Source organism: Petrocella sp. (assembly GCF_059865615.1).
Genome location: NZ_JCBCDA010000102.1, coordinates 1 through 15,502 on the forward strand (window position 1 = coordinate 1; position 15,502 = coordinate 15,502).

Consider the following 15,502-nt stretch of genomic DNA (forward strand, 5'->3'; position numbering starts at 1 on the left):
TTCGATTATTACAAAATCAAAATGACTCAAACCACGATTAGCTCCATTGCCTGATACTTTGAATCTCCAGTCGCCATTTGATAATATAGTGTAGGAAACTGTAAAGTTAATAAAATTGTTGGCACTTTTAATGATTGTCTCTTCGTTAGGACCATCTATATCGCCTGTTTCATATGCGCCACCTGCTTTAATGGTAAGAGCTAATTTGCTTGCAACCCAGCTAGATTTAGGTGTCATAGTGAAAAAGGCATAATCACCACTGTCTTTTAAATCGCCGCTGATGTCATCAAATTTGAAATCAAAATCTTTGCCATCCCATTCTTCGGTGAAGGTTAGTGTTAGTTCATTAGCTGCATGGCTCACCAAAGAATTAAATCCATTGCTAAGTATCAAAGCGAATGCTAAAACCGATGCTACGACAACTTTAAACGTCTTTTTCATAATAAATCCTCCTCTGTAAACGTATGTTTGTTTAAAGAAAAGTCGGTTGCACTAATTGCTTCATGTATCTCAAGTGCCCACATGCAAGATACACTTCTTTGCATCTATTTCTTTTGAATAAAAATATACTACCTAGCTACATTGACATGTTGATTATTTGACCAGTCCCTTAATTCAAGAATATCATTTTTACTACCTTGTAAAGCACTATGGATGAGGTTCATCAGTTCAAGTTCACTTCTGAAATGAATCTTTTCACCGGTGTCAATCCAATGAATCAAGCCTTGATAACTAAAGTGATCTTGATGATAGATTGAAACTAAGAAATTGGTGCTTCTTGTGGATTGTATTTTTTGTTTTTTCATTTTCTAGCCTCCTATATAGGCTCTGCCTATAGGAAATATCAACTGTATAGGACTATTATATCAAAGTGTTGTGACATATGGCGCACACCCTTGTGACATCCTTGTGACACGAAAAACACAGGTAATTGGACGCATAAGAGGCTCTACCAATGTGTCGGTAGAGCCTCTTATTGTAATTGAATTGAATAAAGCGAGATTAAGAAGTACTATGAAGCACCGATGTTTTTGGCCTGCCCCCAGTCGCGCATGGTGTTGCTGTTTTCTGACTGGTTTGCTACGGCACTGTTTATGAGTGTCATCAGTTCAAGTTCGCTTCTAAAGTGTATCTTCTCTCCAGTGTCAAGCCACTGAATTAAGCCTTGGTAGCTGTAATTGTCGGTATGATATATTGAAATCAAAAAATTGGAACTTCTTGTTGGTTGGATCATTGGTTCTTGGGACTTAATACGCGTCACATTTATATACCTCCTAAATCAGGTATGCCTGAAAAAAGAATCGGTGAAATAGAGTATAACAAATGACCGTTTCAAAACTGTTACAGCGCTGTTTAGAGTAATGGGCTAAGGTTCATTTCAGATTTCAAACGATCAACATGATGGACCGATACGGTTGGGGCAAGGGACATTTTTTTAAGAACTCTTTTTAAGATTGTTTCAGTTAGGCATTCATCCACACCCGGCAGTAGTATGACCATTTGCTCATCGTTCCATTGTGTGAAGGTGTCACCTTTTCTTAATTGGGACATGAGTAATTCTTTTAAAAGTCGTATGCGGTGATCGCGTTGGGCTAAGGTGTCTTTGCTGGAGAATTTAAGTGTAAGGACACCTATACTGAAGTCTTTTTCACTGCGTTCGCTTCGGCGTCTTTCCAGTTCATAAATAGATTTAAAAACTTCCGGTTCACAATAAAAGGCATTTTCAATAAGAACATTGGATTCTAGAACTTTCATGAGATCTGTTTCTGTATAAAGTGACTGCTGTGTTTGAAGTAGCTTTTTATAAATGGCTTTCATTTCGTCAGAAGGTTTGATGCCCATCTCACGGTCATAGAATTCATTGATGTACCCATAATGGTCAAAAGCTTGACGCTGTTCACCAATGGCAAGTAGAGCGTCCATAAGGTTAAGATGAAAAGTCTCTTCATATATATCCATTTTTATAGCTTTATGACATATTTTAATGATGGTATCATAATTATTTTGAGTTTTTAAGATCTTGATGGCACTGTATACAGCTTTGATAAATAATCTTCTATATTGATTTCTGACAGGAAAAACCCAATGTTGGTCAGCACACTCTGGTAAATAATCCCCAAGATAGAGGTCGATTGCTTGAAGATATAATCCTAGAGCCAACTCAGGATGAGCATCGTTTGAAGCATCGCCTTCATGTAAAAGGATCTCAAAGCGGTCAGCATCTAATATGAGTTCGATTTGGTTGTTCCATTTGTAGTAGCCGTTGGTATAGAGGAGTGTGGTTTCATAATCATTTTTTCCATCTTCTTGTAAAGTTTGCCTTAGGCGATGCATCTGTCTACGAAGTGTGCTTCGTGGATCGCTGTATTCTTCATAAATCCATAATTGATCCATAAGTGCTTCGGGTGTAAATGAACGATCTCTATGGGTCAACATGAACTTATAGAGCTCCCATATTTTTTTTGAGGTAGAAGTAGACGTAATTAGAGAATCGTTATCCTTAATTACATCAAAACGTCCCAAGGTATATACGGTATAAGTATGCTGTTGTTTGTATTTAGTGTGCTTTGATTTAGTCATAATAGACCTCACAGAGTTATTTAGTCATATACTCTATTTTAGCATTATATGAGGAATCTAGCCACAGTAAAATTATAATTACTTTTTGCAATGTATTAACGTAATCGGTATATTGTATGTGAGATAGTGAAACTTAGTTTTGACCCTTTAACCATAATAATGGTTAGGAGAATAACTCATGTAGAATGATTTTACATGAAGATGTAGATGACGATAATAAACGTTGATTTTAATTGAATTTCTTACAGTGCTATGGTAGTATGATAAATAATTCAACTTATGGGAGGAAACTATTATGAAACATCAATTTGGAAGATTTGGGGGGCAATATGTCCCGGAACCGGTCATTGAAGCTTTACGTGAGCTTGAGACGGCTTACGAAGCGGCTATTGTAGATGAGAGCTTTATCAAAGACTACAAGTACTATTTAAAAGAGTATGTAGGACGGGAGAATCCTTTATATTTTGCAGCGAACTTAACAAGTAGATTGGGTGGGGCTAAGATTTACTTAAAACGTGAAGATTTGAATCATACAGGTGCACACAAGATTAATAATGCTATCGGGCAGATTCTGTTAGCAAAACGAATGGGTAAGAAGAAAATCATTGCTGAGACAGGAGCCGGTCAACATGGTGTGGCAACGGCTACAGCAGCGGCTATGTTTGATATGGAATGTGAAATCTATATGGGCGAAGAAGATACAGTTAGACAGCAGTTGAATGTTTTTAGAATGGAACTTTTAGGCGCTAAAGTAGTGGCGGTTAAAGAAGGTACCAGAACCTTAAGTGATGCTGTGGATGCTGCTATAAAGACATGGGTAGAACGCATTGAGGACACCTTCTATCTGCTCGGTTCAGCTGTTGGGCCACACCCATATCCAAGTATGGTCCGTGAGTTTCAAAAAATCATCGGTGAGGAAGCCTTGGCACAGATACAGGAAAAAGAAAAAAGACTTCCGGATTATTGTGTCGCTTGTGTAGGTGGTGGTAGTAACGCCATTGGCTTATTTCATGCCTTTTTACCTTATGAAGAGGTTGGCATTATTGGTGTAGAAGCGGCCGGTTTGGGCGTTGAAACCGATATGCATGCAGCAACAATGGCTAAAGGTAAAGAAGGCGTTATACATGGTATGAATACCATCTATGTTCAAGATGATGCCGGTGAAATCAGCCCAGTCTATTCTATTTCTGCAGGCTTGGATTACCCGGGTGTCGGTCCTGAACATGCCTATTTAAAAGATACTAAAAGAGCAGAATATGTGTCTATTACAGATGAAGAAGCTGTTAAAGCTTTTCTATACTTGTCTCAGACAGAAGGTATCATTCCGGCTATTGAAAGTGCTCATGCCATAGCCTATGTCATGAAGATGGCGCCAACATTGTCCAAGGATAAGATTATTCTTGTCAATCTATCAGGACGAGGCGACAAAGACGTTCAAGCCATGGAAGCATACATTGCAGAAAACAATGTCGACATTATACAAAAAGAGAAAATTTGATTAAAGTAAGAATAGTTAAGATGTCAAAACTATAAAGTGAAGCTTAGTTTTGATCCTTTAACCAAAAGGTTAAAAAAATAGAACCGACAAATTGACAAAAATTTAACTAAACCATATAATATTAATGGGTTATAAATTTGATTAAATGATACGTTTGGATTTCGTATATTCAGTAAAGCCTAACTGACATGAGATTTCTAGCTGTTATGGCGTATGCCGCCACCAGTACGTTTTGTTTGATTGAGGTTTATAACCTTTTTTCAGGCTTCTTTAACCATATCATGAACCTATGTCGTGACATAAAATGCATTTTAATAGTAGAGGTATCATTATAAGGGCTGATATAAAAGAAAATAGTTCGATAGACCTATATATAATGTCGAAGGACTAAGAAGTATGGTATAATAGATGGATAACTTATGCTCATTATTATATCCTTGTTGGTTGAGGTGAATGGAATGAAAGAAAAAATAGATTATGACAAATTTAGACGTTTAATCTCTTCAATACTCTACCAAGACGAAACAAGTGATACGATCTTGTCTGATTTGGCAGGAGTGTCACTTGTGTTTGGAAGTATGGAAAGCATAGTGCTTGATTTATGGAAAATCAGAGAAACGATGCTGAAGATGCGTGATGGCGTGATATCTTTTGAAATAGGAGGAATAGGACCGATTTTTGAGGCCATCAAACAACTTCAGACAAAATTACAATATTTAAACACACAGATGGAGGCACTTTCGGAAGGAGATTTTTCCCAAGATACAGATTATTTTGGAGAGTTTTCAAGCACCTTTTTGCTAATGAAGGAAAGACTTTTGGAAGATATGGAAGCCCTTGAGCGAGCAAGACTCACTGAACAAGAATTGAAGCAACACTTTAAAACGATTTTTCATATGATTCCTGAACCTACAGTGATTACAACATTGAACGATTTTCGTATTTTGGATTACAATAATGCCTACTTAAGCAATAGTGGATATACGGTAGAAGATATTGAAGCTTTAAGAGAAGATAGCATTTATATTTATACCAACGATTCAGAAAAAAGAGATCTTATTAAATCGATGCTGAATGAACAAGGTTATTGTGAGAATATTGAAGTTAAGTTCAAAACAAAAAATGATAGAATTAGAATTGGCTTGGTTTCAGCCAGACTTTATATGATAGAAGATGTTACGATGGTGGTTCATGTTATTCGGGATATAACTCTACTTAAAGCCTATGAAAGATCTATCAAAGACAGGGAAACTCAGTTGGAACTCATATTTGAGAACTCACCTATCGGAATCATACAATACAACCCGGAAGGCATGATTCTAAACATCAATCAGTATTTTTGCAATCTACTGGATGCGACAAGGGAACAATTGCTCAATCTAAATATGTTGGAGCTTCCGGATAGGCATCTGGCACAGGTGATTGAAAAATCATTAACAGGCACTACGGCTGTTTATGAAGATCTTTACAAATCAACCATTACAGGTAAAGAAGTTTATGTACGTGCAACTTTTGCTCCGGTGTTTGATGATTCTGGTATTATGACAGGTGGAATAGGTATTGTTGAAGATTATACAGAGAGAAAAGCAATGGAAGAAGAAATCAGAAGTTTATCTGTTACAGACAAATTAACGCAACTTTATAACCGTTTGAAAATAGATGAAGTATTGGAAATGGAATTAGAGAGAGCAAAGAGAACCAAATGGCCATTTGCTGTTATATTACTTGATATCGACCATTTTAAGCATGTCAACGATAACTTTGGACATCAAACTGGTGACAAAACCCTATATGACCTATCTAGATTAATGGAGAAGAGCGTGAGGGAGATTGATATACTAGGACGGTGGGGTGGAGAAGAATTTATTATTATTGCGCCAAAGACGGATATGCAAGGCGCCTTCATCCTAGCAGAAAAATTAAGAAAAAAAATTGAAACATATAACTTTGAAAAAATCGATACATTAACGTGCAGCTTCGGTGTTGCCATATGGGAAGATGATAAAGAACCTGCATCTCTTATATCAAGGGTAGATAAAGCATTATATAAGGCTAAAGCAGAAGGTCGTAATCGAGTTGTAAAAGTATTAAAATATGGTTAAGGCGTCAAAACTATATAGTTGAACTTTCACCTACCATATGTAGTTATGAATGTATCAACGTAATCTACATATGGTAGGCGAATTTAGTGAAACTTAGTTTTGACCCTTTAACCAAAATATTGAGATTTGCAGAAGAATAATGTGTTAAACAGATACGGTTGCTCTTAAAAACTGAGTTGATACTAAAAACTTAAAATAGAAGCTAGAAGGCAGAACAAAGAGGCTACGCCTCGCTTTGCAAAGCAAATTGTTTCGGCAGGAAAGATTCCCTTGATTGTTAATGTGACGCTCCAATGCATTAACATAGCATAGACTTTCCTAGAGAACAAAAAAAGAAAAGGTTTGGGCCTTTTCTTTTTCATATCATAAATGAAAAGTGTTAGGAAAGACATCGTGAGAATGCTATAATAAAAGAGGAAAATAGGCTAATCAAAAAAATTAGACAATATAGAGTTAGACAATGCATTATGAGGAGGGAATGAAATGGCGGTACTGGTTACAGGCGGTGCAGGATATATTGGTAGTCATACCATAGTTGAATTATTGGAAGCATCTATAGATGTGGTGGTGGTAGATAACTATATCAATAGTAAGCCGGAAGCCCTAAATAGGGTCCAGGCTATAACAGGTAAAGATTTAACTTTTTACGAAGTAGATCTCTTAGACGAAAAAAGCATGGAAAAGGTTTTTGAGAATCATGAAATTGAAGCGGTTATTCACTTTGCAGGGTTAAAGGCGGTTGGAGAATCGGTTGCCTTACCCTTAAGCTATTATCATAATAATATTACCGGTTCTATAATACTTTTTAAGCTTATGCAAGAATATAATGTCAAGAAATTGGTATTCAGTTCTTCTGCAACGGTTTATGGATTAAGCAACCTATCGCCGCTAACAGAAAACTTGCCTCTTAGTACGACCAATCCTTATGGTACAACCAAGTGGATGATAGAAAAAATCTTGCAAGATATTTACCATGCTGATTCAACATGGCAGATTGTATTGTTGCGTTATTTTAATCCCATTGGCGCTCATGAAAGTGGTCTTATAGGAGAAGATCCAAATGGCATACCCAACAACCTCATGCCTTATGTAACACAAGTCGGCATTGGAAAAAGAAAGCAATTGGGTGTTTTTGGAAAAGATTATGATACACCGGATGGTACGGGTGTACGTGATTATATCCATGTGGTGGATTTGGCAAAGGGCCATCTGAGTGCCTTGACCTATATAACAAAGCATAAAGGCATTGAAGCCATCAACCTAGGAACAGGAAATGGGCATAGTGTTTTAGAGGTTATTAAGACTTTTGAAAAAGCCAATAATGTAACTATTCCATATACCTTTGAAAAAAGACGTCCCGGTGATATTGGCACTTGTTATGCAGATGTGAGCAAGGCGAAAAAGTTATTGGGATGGGTAGCAAAAAGAAGCCTAGAAGATATGTGTAGAGATGCATGGCGTTGGCAAAGCATGTATCCGGAGGGTTATGTGAATGATTGATACACATATACATTTACTCCCTAATGTGGACGATGGTCCGAAGATCATATCAGAATCCATTAAAATGGCCAGGATGGCAATAGATGAAGGTATTACGGAAATGATTGTTACACCCCATTATAAAAGGCCGGGATATACAAACGAGAAAGTGCATGCGTCTTATGAATCACTAAAAAAAGAATTGATTAAACAAGACATAAACCTAAAACTGTATATGGGTAATGAAATCTATTTAAGTGAAGACAATGTAATGGACTTGATGGAAAAAAAGGCATATACCTTAAATGATGGTCCTTATGTTCTTGTAGAACTACCTTTTCGCCACTATTTTCCATTTCACGATGTCTTATTGCATCAATTACAATTAAAGGGTTACAAAGTTATTTTAGCTCATGTAGAGCGATATGAGGCGCTTATTCATCAGCCAAATAAAATAAAAGAGCTTGTGGATAGAAATATATATATACAGTTAACAGGAAATGCCCTACTGAATAAAAAAACAAAAAAAATCGGATTTAAATGGATAAAACTAGGCTTGGTTCATTTAATAAGTACCGATGCCCATGATACATCTATAAGGAAACCAACCATAAAAAAAGCATACAATCAGGTGATAAAAAAAATCGGAAAAGATGTTGCTGAGCTTATTTTTGTGGACAACCCCAAAGCAGTTATAAATGGTTATGATTTGGAAAGACCAACACTTACAGAAAATAAGATGAAGTTTTTGACACTTTAACCATGATTAAGTACATAAGATAAAACATACATGACAAATAATGATATTTTTTCAGAACTGTGGTAAAATGTCATTACATGTTAATTGTTTAAAAGCATAAACTCAATATTCCCAGTTATTAGATTTTCAAGGCGAATGAAGGGGCTAGCCAAGAATATAGAAACCATCCGGGAAAAAAGAGAATCCGATAGGTGAGGTGACCTGATGGGAAGTCTAAAATCAATAGAATTATATATTGCAATCGTTACAACTTTTATACTTGCAGTTTTAGCTGTTGCAATCACCTTTATTCTTGTTACTTTATATGATATACAAGATAGGACAATACTTATATCAATGGCTATAGCTATAAATGCCATACTCATGATTATATTTAACATATTGTTATCCGTAAGATTCATGAAAGCGACGAAGGATTTGAAGCAAGACTTGGTATTGAAGGATATTCTATATGATCTATTCCATCAGACTTCACTAAAGCATTCCATAGAAGAGACTTGTGATTTGATTCTTAAAGCAGCCATTAAGGCCATACCTTTTGCTAGGCGAGGTACAATTATGGATGTCACTAGTCCTGACTTGGTCCAGTTCAAAGCCTATGAAGGTTATAGCCTTGATCAACTAAATGGAATGAGACTTAGTTTGAAAAATACATATTTATATAAAGAAACAGAAGGCAAGATGGACAGAACCATTATCATTCCGGATACGGTATCATACATTAAAAATCAGAGTAAATCAGCTTACGTAGACCAGATTATTGAGGAAGACAGTGAAACAATTCGGTCAACTGTATGTACCCCCATCATGGTAAACGGTAAAGTTTTTGGTATGTTAAATGTAGACAGTTGCAAGTATGATGCTTTTACTCAAAAAGAAGTGGACATCTTAGAAATATTTGCCTATGAGGTTGGTCGGATGATTCGTTATACTCAAGTCATGAATGAGAACATATACTTGTCTAGATATGATGATATGACCAAAATCTATAATAGAGGTTACTTTTATGAGTTACACAAGAAGATGTATGGTAACCCGGCGATTAAAGACTATATTTTCATAGCAACGGATCTAAACAATCTAAAAGAAGTCAATGACACGTATGGTCATGGTATTGGCGACCGTTTGATTCGACATTTTACTAAAAATGTTTCAAGTTTATTAACTGAAAACTGCATATTTGGTCGTTATGGCGGCGATGAGTTTAATATATTATTGCCACATTGGACCAAAAATGAGGCCCATGCATTGATTGATAAGATTAATCAAAAGCTGGCGGATGATCCGATTAAGGCGGGTGAAGATGTGATTTTTGTTTCTTATAGCTATGGTGTCGTACAATGTCCTACAGATGAAAGTGATTACAAAGAATTAATCAAGCTTGCAGATCAAAAAATGTATGCCCATAAAAGAGAAATGGAAGCATAAGCGTAGTAAGTTAGAACTTGGCGCTGTAATAGATAGATCCTATAATTGAGTGAGAGGTGGCATATAATGCGTTATTTACCGGAAAAAACAGTTGAGTATCTTGAACGAAATGGGTACGACGCCCAGAGAGACCGTGATTGTTATCAGGCTCTAAAGAACTATCTTAAAGATGAAGGACACAAAAAGAATCTCAAGGATTTTTCAAAACATCTTCTAAACGATTATATGGCACTCATTGGCATGGTGGAGCTTCGCATGGAAGAAATGTCCCAATTATCAGAAACAGATGCAATGACACAAGTGTATAATCCAACGAAGATGCAAAATATTATAGACCATGAATGGTCAAGGGGAAAAAGATACCATTCACCTTTGTCTTTAATCCTTTTTGAAATAGATGGATGGGATGAAATAATTGCTGAGCATGGTTGGGATATAGGTCATCAAACCCTTTTGAAGTTGGTAGAGATTATTAAGTCAAATATTCGTACAACGGATGTATTGGGGCGTTGGTATGGTGAAGCTTTTATATTGGTTGTACCAACTACGAATAATGTTCAGGCTCAGCGGCTAGCACAAAAGCTTAGAAAGGCCATTGATGGCACAGACTTTGAAGAGCTGGGAAATCTAACCTGTTCCTTTGGTGTAGCGGATCGAGATGCAGCTATGGACGTGGATGATTGGGTCATAATATTAGAAATGGCTCTTAAGAAAGCTAAAGAAAAAGGTCGTAATTTGGTTATCGATTACGAAACGATTATCAATGAAGATGAATGAAACGGAGGTATTTGTATGAAAAAGAGTAAGATTTTTGGCGTAGCAGGATTAGCAGCGTTGGCCGGTGGTGGTTATGCGGCATATAAAACTATGACAAAGGTCAAGGTCCTTAAAGCAACTTACGATCAAGTAATAGCCTTTAACGGATCTGAGAAAAAGTATGAGACATTTGAAGGTGATTCTTATGCAGCCGTATTTGCCGGTGTAGAGATTGACCTTAGTCAGGCAGAGATGCTAGGTGATAGCGCAGTGCTTAGAATCTATGCTGAGTTTGCCGGTGTTGAGATTACTGTGCCTAGCGATTGGAATGTTAAAGTAGATGGTATAGCAGATAAGGCAGGGGTTAGCAATCAGGTGGATTATAGAACGGATGATACGACTTCTAAACGCTTGACCATTGATTATAATATTAAATTTGCGGGACTTGAGATTAAACGCGTTGATCTTGAGGATACAATAGAGATAGAGATTGAAGATGAACCGGAGTTTGATAATCCCGATATACGTGAGGCGGATGCCCCAGCGGAGTCGTAGAGTATACTAAAAGCCAATGCTATTATAGGTTGGTTTTTTTATATATTTTATTATGTGAGAATGATATAATATGATTATGAGAATGATTATTAAAAGGAGGTATGAGAATGAAGATATATACAAAAAAAGGTGATCAAGGCTATACCAGCAATATAAAAGGAGAACCAATCAAGAAGTCAGAGGCATTACTAGAACTCCAAGGAAGCATAGATGAAGCAAATGCAGCTATAGGTTATCTTAGATCTTTAATGGAGGGGGCGTATCCTGATCTTGAAGATAGGTTGCGAGATATTCAATATGCTCTTTTTAGAATGGGTAGTGATGTGACCTATGGTTTTACCCAAAAACTCATTATTGAAGAAGATGTATCAGTATTAGAGATGGAGATTGACAGAATGACCAGTGCATTTGGGCTACAAACAACATTTCTCTATTATAGTGGGCATCAAACAGCAACATATGCTCAACTGGCAAGAAGCATTATTAGGCGTGGTGAAAGGGCATTTGTAAGAGCTTATGTGGGTGATGATTATCCTATGGACTTAAAGTATTTGAATCGACTTGCGGACTATATGTATGCTCTCGGTCGTTATTTAAACCATATCCATGGCGTGGTTGAAGAAAAAATGACCATTAGAGGTGAGAAGGCTTAAGTTTCAATTTACTGCAGGATATGTTAAAATTGAATCTGGATAGGATCAGTAGAGGGGATGGCATTATTACAAATCGTGAACACTTGAATGAATTGAGGAAAAAAACATGACGACACAAGATGCGAAAATAGAATTTGCCCACTTACATGTTCATACTCAATATAGCCTATTAGACGGCTCAAGTAAGATTGATGAACTTATTGGACAAGTTAAAGATTTGGGTATGAAAAGCATAGCCATAACAGACCATGGTGTTATGTATGGTGTTGTAGATTTTTATGACGAAGCCATTAAACAAGGCATCAAGCCAATTATAGGCTGTGAGGTCTATGTGGCAAATCGAAAAAGAACAGATAAAGAAGCGGGTATAGATAACACCTATTATCATTTGGTACTACTGGCTGAAAACCAAGAAGGTTATCAAAATTTGATGCGTCTTGTGTCAGATGGCTTTACGGAAGGTTTCTATTATAAACCAAGAATCGATCTGGATTTACTAAGAAGTTATAGTAAAGGTATTATAGGGTTGAGCGCTTGTCTAGGTGGTCATGTGCCCAGTGAGATTCTTAGAGGGGATATGGCACAAGCAAAAGAAGTTGCCATGACCTATAATCAGATTTTTGGACAAGGTAATTTTTTCCTTGAACTACAAGACCATGGTTATGAAGAACAGCATCTTGTTAATAAAGCGTTAATCGAGATGAGCAAAGAATTATCAATTCCATTGGTTGCAACCAATGATGTGCACTATACATATAAAGAAGATGTAGAAGCCCACGATATTCTTTTGTGCATTCAAACCAATAAAAAGGTAACAGATGAAGACCGAATGCGTTATGCCGGTGGACAGTTTTACCTGAAGTCGCCTGAGGAAATGTCAAGACTTTTTTCTTTTGCTCCGGAGGCGCTCAAAAATACAGTAGAGATTTCTAGGCGGTGTCAAGTAGACTTTGTCTTCGGACAATACAAACTTCCCAAGTATGAATTGGATGAAAGCATAGATAAACGTATATACATTAAGGATATCTGTTATGAAGGTCTAAGAGAGCGGTACGAAAACGTAACTGAGGCACATGAGGAAAGACTGAATTATGAACTTAGGGTCATTGAAGAAATGGGCTTTATTGATTATTTTCTCATTACCTGGGATTTCATCAAATTCGCACGAGAACATCATATTATGGTTGGTCCGGGTCGTGGGTCTGCTGCAGGGAGTTTGGTTTCTTACTGTTTGAAAATTACAGATATCGACCCATTAAAATACAACCTTCTTTTTGAACGTTTTTTGAATCCGGAGCGGATTAGTATGCCGGATATTGATATAGATTTTTGTTATGAGCGTAGACAAGAAGTGATTGACTATGTTGTAGAAAAATATGGTGAGGACAAGGTCGCTCAGATTATTACCTTCGGTACGATGGCGGCTAGAGCTGCTATTAGAGATGTAGGACGTGCCCTTGACATGCCTTATAATGAAGTAGATAAGGTCGCCAAAATGATTCCCCAAGAGCTAAAAATCACCATTGACAAGGCATTGAAGATGAACAAAGAGCTTCAAAGTCTGTATGATGAAGATGAACAGGTTAAGTATTTGATTGATATGTCCAAACGTTTAGAAGGATTAACCAGGCACAGCTCGACCCATGCAGCTGGTGTGGTTATTTGTGATCGTGCTGTTAATGAATATGTACCTCTTAATACCAACGATGATGCGGTTACAACCCAGTTTACCATGAATACCTTAGAACGCTTGGGTCTATTAAAGATGGATTTTCTTGGTCTTCGTACATTAACGGTTATTCAAGATGCCATTTTAAACGTTAAAAAATCACATAATATTCAACTGGATATGAACCTTATAGATGATAATGATCCAAAGGTGTTTGAACTCATCGGAGCTGCTAGGACTGAAGGGGTTTTCCAACTTGAAAGTGACGGTATGAAAAATTTCATGAAAGATTTAAAACCGCAAAGTCTTGAAGACATCATTGCCGGGATATCTTTGTACCGACCGGGTCCTATGGAATTTATTCCGGCCTATATTAAAGGTAGCCGACATGCAAAAGGCATTACTTATGATTGTCCTCAGCTTGAACCGATTCTTAAGCCGACTTATGGTGTTATTGTCTATCAAGAGCAAGTGATGCAGATTGTTAGAGATCTGGCGGGCTATACCTTAGGACGTAGTGACCTGGTACGACGAGCCATGTCTAAGAAAAAAGAAGATGTGATGTTAAAAGAACGGGCAAACTTTATATACGGCAACAAAGAAGAAGGCGTTCTGGGTTGTGTGAATAACGGCATAGAAGCAACTGCAGCCAACAGAATATTTGACAAAATGACGGATTTTGCAAAGTATGCCTTTAACAAGTCACATGCAGCGGCCTATGCCATCATTGCTTATCAAACCGCGTGGCTCAAAGCCTATTATCCTGTAGAGTTCATGGCAGCCTTATTAACCTCTGTTATGTTTGGTGGGGGTAAAGTTGCAGAATATATATATAGTCTTAAAGCCATGGGAATAGAAGTTCTGCCGCCGGATATTAATGAAGGTTACTACAACTTTTCAGTTTCTAAGGGTAAGATTCGATTTGGTTTAGCGGCAGTTAAGAATGTAGGGAGAAGTGTGATTGACCATATGGTTGCTGAGAGAGAAGTAGGTGGTCCCTTTGTTTCCTTGACGGATTTTTGTACCCGTATGGACGCAAAAGATCTTAACAAACGTATGATGGAAAATCTAATCTATGCAGGTGCTTTTACATCTCTTGGTGGCACAAGAAAACAATATATTCATAACTATAAGTTTGTAATGGAAGCCATTAACCATGAAAAGAAAGCAACGATTAATGGTCAGATTAATCTTTTTGATCTTACAGAAGAACTGCAAGAAAACAAAGCCGATCGCTTTGAAGTGGTGGGAGAATTCTCCAAAGAACAATTATTAACCTATGAAAAAGAGGTCATGGGCATATATTTATCAGGGCATCCTCTTGAAGACTATGCAGAAGTGCTAAATAGGGTGCTGACCAATAAGAGTCTGGATTTTCAACCCTTGGTCGATGGAACATTCAAGGTGACCGATGGTACGATGGTTAAGTATGGGGGTATCATCAGCAACAAAGTTGTAAAGACAACAAGAAATAACCAGACAATGGCATTCCTTAGTGTGGAGGATCTATATGGAACGGTAGAAGTTGTAGTATTTCCTAATGATTATGAAGCCAATCGCCATTACTTAAATGAGGATGAAGTGGTTATTGTTAAAGGAAGGGTATCCACCCAAGAGGATCAAGACGGCAAGATTGTCTGTCAAACAATAAGACGGCTTGAAGATGTTTTAAAAGAAGTTCTTTATATTCAGTTTGATGATCTAGAACATTACCAATCTGTTATCAAGCAAATCACCCCATTGCTAAAAGCGGAGCAGGGTCAGTCACCGGTGATAGCTTATCTTAAAGACAGTAAGAGAAAAAATGATTTTGGCGGTAATTATCAAGTAACTATAAGACCGAGGTTGGTTGAACAGCTGGAAGCCTTGATGGATAAGGATAATGTCAAAGTTGTGAAAAGTCTATTGAAATTCTAAGAGATGTGGTATACAATATAGCGTGAGAAAATGAGAAACCAAGTGAGGCATAGTTGAGTGAATCATACGAATGTGCTAATTGCTCAATGAAAATGTGGAGGTAAG

At 37.1% G+C, this 15,502-nt stretch carries 13 protein-coding genes and 1 riboswitch; of the genes, 9 read left to right on the plus strand and 4 right to left on the minus strand.

Annotation, left to right across the window (positions count from 1 at the left end; genetic code table 11):
* The 4 genes from AC6F8J_RS10715 to AC6F8J_RS10730 form a co-directional block, all read right to left on the minus strand.
* Window positions 1-441, minus strand: a 441-nt coding sequence (locus AC6F8J_RS10715) for a hypothetical protein (RefSeq protein ID WP_500723269.1), incomplete at its 3' end; no start/stop codon positions are given.
* 32 nt (window positions 442-473) lie between these two features.
* A riboswitch (cyclic di-GMP riboswitch) is annotated at window positions 474-556 on the minus strand.
* Between the two features lie 13 nt (window positions 557-569).
* The gene (locus tag AC6F8J_RS10720) at window positions 570-806 is read right to left on the minus strand and encodes a hypothetical protein (protein WP_500723271.1); all 237 of its coding nucleotides are present in this window, start codon (window positions 804-806) and stop codon (window positions 570-572) included.
* 206 nt (window positions 807-1,012) lie between these two features.
* Entirely contained in the window at window positions 1,013-1,261 is a 249-nt protein-coding gene (locus AC6F8J_RS10725) for a hypothetical protein (protein WP_500723273.1), read from the minus strand.
* A 92-nt stretch (window positions 1,262-1,353) separates the two neighbouring features.
* Window positions 1,354-2,580 (minus strand): BTAD domain-containing putative transcriptional regulator, encoded by a 1,227-nt coding sequence (locus tag AC6F8J_RS10730; RefSeq protein WP_500723275.1) that lies wholly within the window; start codon window positions 2,578-2,580, stop codon window positions 1,354-1,356.
* 295 nt (window positions 2,581-2,875) lie between these two features.
* On the opposite strand from AC6F8J_RS10730, the gene trpB reads away from it, so the two are divergent.
* From trpB to AC6F8J_RS10775, 9 genes are all read left to right on the plus strand, one after another.
* Complete coding sequence (gene trpB, locus AC6F8J_RS10735; RefSeq protein ID WP_500723277.1) at window positions 2,876-4,078, plus strand: tryptophan synthase subunit beta; 1,203 nt, start codon at window positions 2,876-2,878, stop codon at window positions 4,076-4,078.
* Window positions 4,079-4,536: 458 nt separating this feature from the next.
* Window positions 4,537-6,180 carry a diguanylate cyclase gene (locus AC6F8J_RS10740; protein ID WP_500723279.1) on the plus strand — a complete coding sequence of 548 codons (1,644 nt, stop codon included), beginning with the start codon at window positions 4,537-4,539 and terminating at the stop codon, window positions 6,178-6,180.
* Between the two features lie 483 nt (window positions 6,181-6,663).
* Window positions 6,664-7,680: a UDP-glucose 4-epimerase GalE gene (galE, locus tag AC6F8J_RS10745; RefSeq protein ID WP_500723281.1), complete on the plus strand. Its 1,017-nt coding sequence runs from the start codon at window positions 6,664-6,666 to the stop codon at window positions 7,678-7,680.
* Window positions 7,673-8,419, plus strand: coding sequence for a CpsB/CapC family capsule biosynthesis tyrosine phosphatase (locus AC6F8J_RS10750; protein WP_500723283.1), 747 nt, complete (start codon window positions 7,673-7,675; stop codon window positions 8,417-8,419). Before galE ends, AC6F8J_RS10750 begins: the two co-directional genes overlap by 8 nt.
* A 204-nt stretch (window positions 8,420-8,623) precedes the next feature.
* The gene (locus tag AC6F8J_RS10755; RefSeq protein WP_500723284.1) at window positions 8,624-9,847 is read left to right on the plus strand and encodes a diguanylate cyclase domain-containing protein; all 1,224 of its coding nucleotides are present in this window, start codon (window positions 8,624-8,626) and stop codon (window positions 9,845-9,847) included.
* A 66-nt stretch (window positions 9,848-9,913) separates the two neighbouring features.
* Window positions 9,914-10,624 carry a diguanylate cyclase gene (locus tag AC6F8J_RS10760; protein ID WP_500723286.1) on the plus strand — a complete coding sequence of 237 codons (711 nt, stop codon included), beginning with the start codon at window positions 9,914-9,916 and terminating at the stop codon, window positions 10,622-10,624.
* 15 nt (window positions 10,625-10,639) lie between these two features.
* Entirely contained in the window at window positions 10,640-11,158 is a 519-nt protein-coding gene (locus AC6F8J_RS10765; protein ID WP_500723288.1) for a hypothetical protein, read from the plus strand.
* Between the two features lie 107 nt (window positions 11,159-11,265).
* Entirely contained in the window at window positions 11,266-11,811 is a 546-nt protein-coding gene (locus AC6F8J_RS10770) for a cob(I)yrinic acid a,c-diamide adenosyltransferase (protein WP_500723290.1), read from the plus strand.
* A 127-nt stretch (window positions 11,812-11,938) separates the two neighbouring features.
* Window positions 11,939-15,397, plus strand: coding sequence for a DNA polymerase III subunit alpha (locus AC6F8J_RS10775; protein WP_500723416.1), 3,459 nt, complete (start codon window positions 11,939-11,941; stop codon window positions 15,395-15,397).
* The last annotated feature ends 105 nt before the right edge of the window (window positions 15,398-15,502 follow it).